This is a genomic window from Suilimivivens aceti (assembly GCF_025567405.1).
In the GTDB taxonomy this organism is placed as follows: domain Bacteria; phylum Bacillota; class Clostridia; order Lachnospirales; family Lachnospiraceae; genus Suilimivivens; species Suilimivivens aceti.
The window spans coordinates 293,338-300,837 of record NZ_JAOQKJ010000003.1 but is presented as its reverse complement, the minus strand read 5'-3'; the positions used below and the strand labels follow the sequence as shown (position 1 = coordinate 300,837).

Here is a 7,500-nt window from a genome sequence, read left to right as displayed (position 1 = left end):
AGCGAGTGTTAAGAGCACGACAAAGTCAGATACGGTAGACCCGAAACCGGGTGATCTATCCATGTCCAGGCTGAAGTTGTCGTAAAAGACAATGGAGGGCCGTACCCACATCCGTTGAAAAGGGTGGGGATGAGGTGTGGATAGGGGAGAAATTCCAATCGAACCCGGAGATAGCTGGTTCTCCTCGAAATAGCTTTAGGGCTAGCCTCGTATTAACCTTTTGGAGGTAGAGCACTGAATTTCCTAGGGGGCGTCAAAGTCTACCGAAGAATATCAAACTCCGAATGCCAGTAAGGTGATGTACGGGAGTCAGACTGCACGAGATAAGTTGGGCAGTCAAAAGGGAAAGAGCCCAGACCTGCAGCTAAGGTCCCAAAGTGCGTGTTAAGTGGAAAAGGATGTGGGATTTCAAAGACAACTAGGATGTTGGCTCAGAAGCAGCCACACATTCAAAGAGTGCGTAATAGCTCACTAGTCGAGAGGTCCTGCGCCGAAAATGTCCGGGGCTGAAACACGACACCGAAGCTCAGGAATCGTCGTAAGATGATTGGTAGAGGAGCATTGTTAATGCGGCGAAGCTGTACCGGAAGGAGCAGTGGAGCATTAAGAAGAGAGAATGCCGGAATGAGTAGCGAGATGGAGGTGGGAATCCTCCAGGCCGAATATCCAAGGATTCCGGGGTAAAGCTGATCTGCCCCGGGTAAGTCGGGGCCTAAGGCGAGGCAGAGATGCGTAGCCGATGGACAACAGGTGGAGATTCCTGTACTGCGTAGTAACAGAACTGTGGGGACGCATGTGTGAAATCCGAGCCGGGAAAGGAGAGCCCGGCCCAAGCATGGGAGGAGTCATGAAGGAAAAACCGCATGGCAATCCAAACATGTGACGGGGACCGAACTAAAGTAGGGAAGAGGATGGGACATGTGCCAAGAAAAGCCGCTATTGTTTGCTGCGTACCCGTACCGTAAACCGACACAGGTGGATGAGGAGAGAATCCTAAGGCCGGCGGGAGAAGCATTGTTAAGGAACTCGGCAAAATGACCCCGTAACTTCGGGAGAAGGGGTGCCTGCGAGAGCAGGCCGCAGAGAATAGGCTCAAGCAACTGTTTAGCAAAAACACAGGTCTATGCAAAACCGAAAGGTGAGGTATATGGGCTGACGCCTGCCCGGTGCTGGAAGGTTAAGAGGAGGAGTCAGGAAACGAAGCTCCGAATTCAAGCCCCAGTAAACGGCGGCCGTAACTATAACGGTCCTAAGGTAGCGAAATTCCTTGTCGGGTAAGTTCCGACCCGCACGAAAGGCGTAATGATTTGAGCGCTGTCTCGACAATGCACCCGGTGAAATTGAAGTACCAGTGAAGATGCTGGTTACCTGCGCCAGGACGGAAAGACCCCATGGAGCTTTACTCCAGCTTGATACTGGGATTCGATGCTGAATGTACAGGATAGGTGGGAGGCTAAGAAGCAGTGACGCCAGTTGCTGCGGAGCCGCTGTTGGGATACCACCCTTTGAGTATTGGATTTCTAACCTGCGCCAGTGAAACCTGGCGGGGGACAATGTCTGGCGGGGAGTTTGACTGGGGCGGTCGCCTCCGAAAGGGTATCGGAGGCGCTCAAAGGTTCCCTCAGAATGGTTGGAAACCATTCGAAGAGTGCAAAGGCAGAAGGGAGCTTGACTGCGACACCGACGGGTGGAGCAGGTAGGAAACTAGGACTTAGTGATCCGGTGGTATTAAGTGGGAATGCCATCGCTCAACGGATAAAAGCTACCCTGGGGATAACAGGCTGATCACTCCCAAGAGTTCACATCGACGGAGTGGTTTGGCACCTCGATGTCGGCTCATCGCATCCTGGGGCTGTAGCAGGTCCCAAGGGTTGGGCTGTTCGCCCATTAAAGCGGTACGCGAGCTGGGTTCAGAACGTCGTGAGACAGTTCGGTCCCTATCCGGCGCAGGCGGAGGATATTTAAGAGGAGCTGTCCTTAGTACGAGAGGACCGGGATGGACGGACCGCTGGTGTACCTGTTGGCTTGCCAGAGCCATGGCAGGGTAGCCAAGTCCGGCAGGGATAAACGCTGAAGGCATCTAAGCGTGAAGCCCCCCTCAAGATGAGATATCCCATGACAGAAGTCAGTAAGACCCCTTAGAGAGTATGAGGTAGATAGGCTTAAGGTGTAAGTGCAGTAATGCATTCAGCTGATAAGTACTAATCGGTCGAGGGCTTATCCAGGAATTGCGGAAAGATATGAGATTTGATGTTCGGTTTTGAAGGTATGAAAACCTTTTAGAGTAATCCTCGATAGCTCAATGGTAGAGCACTCGGCTGTTAACCGAGTTGTTGTAGGTTCGAGCCCTACTCGGGGAGTTTAAGGTGTGAAGCCTTAAGGAAACAGCGGAGCTGTTTAAAAAAGGAAAAGAAGGCTCCATGGTCAAGCGGTTAAGACATCGCCCTTTCACGGCGGTAACACGGGTTCGATTCCCGTTGGAGTCATTCAGATAGTTTTTATTGTAGACCCGTAAGGGTATACGGACCTTTAGCTCAGTTGGTTAGAGCAACCGGCTCATAACCGGTCGGTCCTGGGTTCGAGTCCCCGAAGGTCCATTTTATTTTATATAACAGGTTTTAAATGCGATATGGCCTGGTGGCTCAGCTGGTTAGAGCGCCGCCCTGTCACGGCGGAGGTCGTGGGTTCGAACCCCATCCGGGTCGCTTACAGAGGATTTTCCTCAGTGAATTATAATATGGGATCTTAGCTCAGCTGGGAGAGCATCTGCCTTACAAGCAGAGGGTCATAGGTTCGAGCCCTATAGGTCCCACGAATCAATTTTATATTGATTATGCTGGTGTGGCGGAATAGGCAGACGCAAGGGACTTAAAATCCCTCGGGAGCAATCCCGTGCCGGTTCAAGTCCGGCCACCAGCAGTATAAAGAGTTACCGGTATAGATGCGTCTGGCGCAAAGTCAGGCGCATCAACCGTTTCTGGGCTGTTTCGAGCCCGGATTTCTTCTTTTGAACCATAGATTTTTATGGAGGTTTCGGAGCAACTGACCGGATTTGAACTGGAGGATCTCATGTCTTGGACAGTTTCCAACCTCCAGTGCCCTTTTAGAGAGGACTTTTTTCTCCAAAAAAGCGGCATCATCGCAGAAAGAGAATCACAAATATTTGGGTGTCGTTTTGTCGGTTTTGACGGGCCGAAAAAGCGGAGCCCTTTTTCAATTTCTAAAAGGCGCTGGAGTATATGACCGCGATGGAAGCCGCCCCGCAACTCAAAGCCAGCGGGCTGGATGGCGACTACCGCAACCTCGCTGACTTTGGCGGCACGGTGCTGGCAGGTGCTTCGAGCAAATACGGCGTTCAATTCGTCACATGGGATTGGGACTATGACCGCACAGGCGTGGTACACGGGCACTACTTCATGGAGAACTACGATGCTGCCAAGCAGGATTTCACCGCACGCTCTGGGCTTATCCAAAAGGAGCAGCTTTTCAGCCCGGAGCAGCTGACTGAGATTTACCGATGCTGCACCAACTCTGTGAATGAGGACTTCTTTGAGCTTACGGATAAGAAGGTGGAGCTGATCCACAGCGTCCAGCAACAGATTGAGATATGTGTGCCGGATCTGGACGAGCGCGTCCGTCAGCAGGAGGACGCATTGGAACGAGCCTCGCAGGAGCAGACAATGTAATACAACATGGCAAAGGCCGGTCAAGCAGTTCTCAGTAACCCCAGCCACCCGGAATACGGTGTGGCGACTATCCCATGCCGTCTGTTTTATGCCTCAACGACCAGGGCGGCAGCGTGATGGATTCCCGGACGGCTGGACGGACATCCCAAACGCATCGGACTCCGCCCGCTACAAAGCCCTCGGTAACAGCGTGGCGATACCCTGCGTGGAGTTTATCATGTCGCGGATCGCCGCCGCGCTTTTATGAAGCACAGCGTTGACAACAGGGGGTTAAGTCGGGGTATAATATCCTTGAAAGATGAGGTGACAGACATGGATAATAGGGAGCAGCTAAGGCGCATCACGGAACTGACAGAGCAGATCGCCGGACTGCCGAAGGGGTATCTTTCCAAAAAAACCATCGGCGGAAAGGTCTATTACTATCACCAGTGGTCGGAAAACGGCGTCAAGCAGAGCCGCTATCTGCACGACAGTGAGATCGCGCCGCTGGCAGATAAAATCGAAAAGCGCAAGGAACTGCTGGCGCAGCTGCGCATATTGAAATCACAGAAAAGCAGACGAAATGAGGCGACAGGTATGAAATGCACCTTTATGCATAAACGAACCCCCGTGGCAGAGCTCGAGCTGGACGATGTGACCGGCTTTATACAAAAAATTGGCAGTGTCTACGCACCGGAGCATCTGCCTATCGGCATTCCTGTGCGAAACGAAATCGCCGACCGTGCGGCGTTTAACGACTGGTGGCGGGATCGCTCTATTCCGGCAAGCCGTAGCGGTGTGCCGGAAGCACTGGAATCGTTGGGGGTGGCAGACACCAAAATACTGCTCGTCCGCTGCTACGGGCTGAGCCTATCGGATCAGTACTGGATCTGCCCGGAAGGCGCGGAGCTTCGGTGGGAGGACATCAACTTTTTCCAAAATGATTTCTCGGAGGACATTGGAGATGTGCTGTTCGGAGAACGAAAGAAGAAGGACACGCTCAATTTCAGCTCCCCCGACAGTACATCGGACGGCAATCTGAAAAAGCGGTGGAAGATCATCGATGGGAAGCGGTGCCTGATCAAGGGCGGCAGCAACCCGTTCCGTCAGCAGCCGTTCAACGAGGCAATCGCCTCCGGCATCATGGAGCGGCTCGGCATTCCTCATGTATCGTATACAGTCATCTGGAGTAAGGATGCACCCTACTCGGTCTGTGAGGATTTTGTTACGGAGAATACGGAGTTGATCCCGGCGTGGAGGCTGCTGCAGGCGAAAAAGCAGAAGAACAGCACCTCCCGATACCGGCATCTATTGGAGTGCTGCGAGCTGCTCGGCATCGGGAACATTACGCCGTTTTTAGACCGGATGCTGGTGCTGGACTATATTATTGCAAACGAGGATCGCCACTTCAATAACTTTGGGGCACTGCGAAACGCGGAAACGCTAGAATGGCTCGGTATGGCTCCGATCTATGACAGCGGCTCCTCCCTTGGCTATGATAAGATGCCCGGTCAGATGCGCTCGGAAAAGGATGTGGTCTGCAAGCCCTTCAAAAACCACCACGCCGAGCAGCTGAAGCTGGTGACCGATTTTGATTGGATCGACTTTGATCGCCTCTCCGATGTAGACGAGCTGATCTCCGGCGTACTGTCTTGTGAGGAAGCTGCCGACTATATCGATGAGGGACGTATCCATGCGATCACGGAAAGCGTGCGGCGCCGGATTGGTCATCTGCAGGAGCTTGCGATGACGCAGGCGCCACGGCAGCTCGATACCACCGAGGACGATGTCCGAGAAGAAGTTGCCGCGGATTACGCACCGAAAATGGAACTGTAATGCAAATACAGCGTAAGAGCAATGGATCAGCCGCTTTGCGAATCGCAGGGCGACTGATCTTTTCATCCCCTTGCCTGTTGGCTGCGGGCGGCTTCGTGATAGAGTCGCTCCGTACCGGTACCTTCAAGCGTTTTTCCGAAACCAAAGTGATGGTTTTGAGCGTGAGTGTCACAGAAGAACAACACGCATTCCATATTGTCTGGAAGCAGGAGAGCTGCTATTACTGCTCAGAGTTTGTCGGAGAGCTTCTCACAAAAAGTCGGGTTGACGGCACGGAACAGTTACGTTCCTCTATCATACAGCCGATGCAGTTCCTTAGAATGCCGCACACACTGCTCTACTGCGGAAAGCTTCGCGAATATGTGTGCGATCCCTGTTCCGAGGACATATGTGAGGATATAATGAACCGCACAGTGCATAGGAGACTGCCATAACAGCAGACAAGAGAGCGCGTGATCGAGTATCTGCAAAGATGTTTTTGATCTGCCGATGTGGCTTCTGCTTTTTGCAGTCATAATGGATAGTCATCCTGGACATGTTGACCACAGGGGGTGTGTTCCTCATACACAAGGCCTGCGGTCATTGGATATCTCCGGGGGCTTTGGGACCGGCCGTGTGTACCTGCTTACTGTGCCCGGTTCCTTTTCCCATGCGGCTCTATTACGAAGGAGATTAAAAAACAGCGGCACAGAGAGTTTGCTCTGTGCCGCTGTATGCTTTATACATTGTATAAACCCCTTACATACTATCTGCTCTTTTGTCCTGTCGGAGTGAGCGGCAGACGATATACCCTGCCGGAGCGATCATGATCAGAATAAAAATGCTGATCAGTTCATTCACTTCGGATGGTGCAAAGCCCTGCAGCATAGTAATGAGGTTGTTTGCAAAATGCACGAGGATAGGAAACAGCAGGTTCCTTTTCTTCTCGTAAAGGATTCCCGCGGCAATGCCCATAAGGGTGGCATAGATAGCCTGCACGATATTCAGGTGATAAACACCGAAGAGTACAGATGATATTAGAATCGAGGCCCAAGCGGGACTGAATTTTCGCATGGAACGAAGCACAATGCCGCGGAATAGAATTTCTTCTACAACAGGTGCAGCAATCACCGCGATCATAAATGTTCCAAATGCATTTCCACCGGCAATATTTTCAGCACCGGCATTCATTGCCTCAACGCTTTTTTGAAGCGAGGGAAACTGTTCTGCCAGCATGATCCAAAGACCGGAGATTCCGCAAATGCCAAATCCCACGACCAGACTGCCGAGCACGTCTTTAAAATTTGTCATTGTGTGCAGTTCGCTTACCTCTTTCCTCCAAAGCAGTTTATAGAGCATGAAGAACACGAGGATAAGAACAGAGTAGATCAAAATCTCGCCCCAATATGAGTATTTCATAAATTGCTGCGGTGGGATATGAAAAACATCCAAAACGAGCCTTTCCACAAGGAAATACAACAGATTGGACAGCAAAAAATGCAGTGCGATTGCAAGAATAGGGATAGCGAAATATCTTTTTTTCATCATATGGTCAATTTTTCTCCTGTCTGTATTTTTGAGGGGACTGCTACAGTATAACAGATTTAACTTAAAGTCTTCGTTAAGGGACGAAGCTGTAATCTTTTGGAAGCGGCATCGCAAAAGGACACCGTTTATCTTCCCTGCCGAACCATTTGAATTTTGACCTTTCTCTAAAAGATGTTTTCCTCATAGTTGGTGACATACTGAATTTGGCATTAGACTCCTTGAGTTCTGCAAAGCTTTCGGAGTTCAAACAGAAAATACCCACAGCCAAAGCGGCTGTGGGTATGATCAAATCAGATTGTACGAGCTGACGCTGACCTGCCAATCTCTACAGACCGTAGCTGTCTCTTCCGCCTGCAAAAGCCCAACGCTCCGTGGCGGCCCGGTGCATCCGCACTTGCCGATACACCCGAAGGGGGCTTTTTAACGCGTAGAAGGAAGAAGGCTGTCCGCATCCGGCACTTTGAGAAGAAAG

At 51.4% G+C, this 7,500-nt stretch carries 3 protein-coding genes, 6 tRNA genes, 1 rRNA gene and 1 pseudogene (1 of these 11 only partly in view); 10 read left to right on the top strand and 1 reads right to left on the bottom strand.

Annotation, left to right across the window (positions count from 1 at the left end; all coding sequences use genetic code 11):
* The 10 genes and pseudogenes from OCV77_RS04995 to OCV77_RS04950 form a co-directional block, all read left to right on the top strand.
* Window positions 1–2,225: ribosomal RNA gene (locus OCV77_RS04995) — 23S ribosomal RNA — on the top strand; it begins 678 nt to the left of the window's first position.
* A 63-nt stretch (window positions 2,226–2,288) separates the two neighbouring features.
* A tRNA-Asn gene (locus OCV77_RS04990) sits at window positions 2,289–2,360 on the top strand.
* A 54-nt stretch (window positions 2,361–2,414) separates the two neighbouring features.
* A tRNA-Glu gene (locus tag OCV77_RS04985) sits at window positions 2,415–2,486 on the top strand.
* Between the two features lie 37 nt (window positions 2,487–2,523).
* A tRNA-Ile gene (locus OCV77_RS04980) sits at window positions 2,524–2,597 on the top strand.
* A 34-nt stretch (window positions 2,598–2,631) separates the two neighbouring features.
* Window positions 2,632–2,705, top strand: a tRNA-Asp gene (locus OCV77_RS04975).
* Window positions 2,706–2,739: 34 nt separating this feature from the next.
* Window positions 2,740–2,812, top strand: a tRNA-Val gene (locus OCV77_RS04970).
* Window positions 2,813–2,835: 23 nt separating this feature from the next.
* Window positions 2,836–2,919 (top strand) — tRNA-Leu (locus OCV77_RS04965).
* Window positions 2,920–3,239: 320 nt separating this feature from the next.
* Window positions 3,240–3,686, top strand: coding sequence for a hypothetical protein (locus OCV77_RS04960; RefSeq protein WP_262573824.1), 447 nt, complete (start codon window positions 3,240–3,242; stop codon window positions 3,684–3,686).
* Window positions 3,687–3,804: 118 nt separating this feature from the next.
* Window positions 3,805–3,933 (top strand): annotated as a pseudogene (locus OCV77_RS16630) (DNA cytosine methyltransferase); the annotation flags it as partial.
* 65 nt (window positions 3,934–3,998) lie between these two features.
* The gene (locus OCV77_RS04950) at window positions 3,999–5,501 is read left to right on the top strand and encodes a DUF6788 family protein (protein WP_262573822.1); all 1,503 of its coding nucleotides are present in this window, start codon (window positions 3,999–4,001) and stop codon (window positions 5,499–5,501) included.
* 738 nt (window positions 5,502–6,239) lie between these two features.
* Here the strand turns inward: OCV77_RS04950 and OCV77_RS04945 are convergent.
* Window positions 6,240–7,028 (bottom strand): CPBP family intramembrane glutamic endopeptidase, encoded by a 789-nt coding sequence (locus OCV77_RS04945; RefSeq protein ID WP_262573821.1) that lies wholly within the window; start codon window positions 7,026–7,028, stop codon window positions 6,240–6,242.
* Window positions 7,029–7,500 lie beyond the last annotated feature (472 nt).